This is a genomic window from Halorubrum sp. AD140, from assembly GCF_034497445.1.
Classification (GTDB): domain Archaea; phylum Halobacteriota; class Halobacteria; order Halobacteriales; family Haloferacaceae; genus Halorubrum.
In genome coordinates, this window is the sequence record NZ_JAXRUU010000169.1 from 1 (window position 1) to 1535 (window position 1535).

General features: G+C 73.9%; 2 protein-coding genes. Both read left to right on the plus strand.

Translation table 11 applies throughout. The features are described from left to right. Positions 1–535, plus strand: a 535-nt coding sequence (locus tag U4E84_RS17045; RefSeq protein WP_322533294.1) for a gluconate 2-dehydrogenase subunit 3 family protein, incomplete at its 5' end; no start/stop codon positions are given. Beyond that, positions 532–1535: GMC family oxidoreductase (locus U4E84_RS17050; protein WP_322533295.1), on the plus strand; the 1004-nt coding region annotated here is incomplete at its 3' end. The genes U4E84_RS17045 and U4E84_RS17050, both read left to right, overlap by 4 nt.

Below are 1535 nucleotides of genomic sequence, written 5' to 3' on the forward strand. Positions count from 1 at the left end.
ACGCGACGCGGCGGCCGCGCTGGCCGCGATCGGCGCGACGGGCGGTGTCGCGCTCGGCGTCCGTCGGGCGGCCGACGACGAAGCGACTGACGCCTGGGGGGACGGCGAGGGTCCCCCGGACGACGAGGCGGTCCGCGAGGCGATGACCGCGGTCGCGCGGACGGTCTATCCCGAGGACGTCTCCGGGGTGGACGAGTTCGTCGAGGGCTTCCTCGACGGGCGGCTCGACGGGTCGCCCCACGACGAGGGGATCCGCGCGGCGGTCGCCGAGGTGGAGTCGGCGGCCCGGTCGTGGTACGACGCCCCCGTCGCCGAGCTCTCGGCGGCCGAGCGCGACGAACTCCTCCGCGAGATCGGCGCGGACACGGCCGAGGAGGACCCGCACGGGACGACCGCCGAGCGCGTTCGGTACTACGTCGTGAACGAGCTGCTGCTCGCGCTGTACTCGTCGCCGACCGGCGGCGAACTCGTCGGCATCGAGAACCCGCAGGGGCACGCGGGCGGCGCGGAGAGCTACCGACGGGGGCCGCGATGAGCGGCGCCGAGAGCGTCGGAGACGGCCGGTCTGACGGGGACGACGACGCGGACCGCAGCCCCGTCCCGGACGCCGACGTCTGCGTCGTGGGCGCCGGTCCCGCGGGCGCCATCGTGGCCGATCGGCTCGCGGGCGACCACGAGGTCGTGGTGCTCGACGCCGGTCCGCGGTTCGACCCCGAGGACCGCCTCGCCAGACAGGAGCGCGCGATCCGGCCCTTCTACAGCCGTCCGGACGTGTGGGGCGTCGGCGGCGCGCGCGACGCTCACGAGAACGCCGGCGACCGGTTCTACCCGCTGAACCACGCTCGCGTGAAGGGAATCGGCGGGTCGACGCTCCACTGGCAGGGGATGGTGATGCGCCTGCACGAGGACGACTTCAACTCCGAGAGCGAACGCGGCGTCGGCGCGGACTGGCCCATCGACTACGCGGACCTCCAGCCGTACTACGCCGAGGCCGAACGCGAGCTCGGCGTCGCGGGCGGCAGCAACGTCGACAACCCCTACGCGCCGCCCCGCGAGGAGCCGCACCCGATGGGCCCGTTCGAGCCCTCCTACAGCGACTCGCTGTTCGACGAGGCCTGCGAGGCGCTGGGGATCGACATGCACTCGGTGCCGAACGCGCGCAACTCCGAGCAGTACGACGACCGGTCCGCCTGCGTCGGCTACGGCACCTGCCAGCCCGTCTGCCCGAGCGGCGCGAAGTACGACGCGACCGTCCACGTCGAGCGCGCTGAAGAGCGGGGCGCGACGGTCATCGACCGCGCGAGCGTGCGGTCGCTGGAGCACGACGACGACGACCGGGTGACCGCCGCCGTCTACGCGACGCCGGACGGCGAGGAACACAGACAGGAGGCAGACGCGTTCGTCGTCGCCGCCGGCGGCGTGGAGACGCCGCGGCTCCTCCTGTTGTCCCGCTCCGACCGCTATCCGGACGGCCTCGCGAACGCCAGCGGTCACGTCGGCGAGTTCTTCATGGACCACCTGTTCGCGGGCGCGGG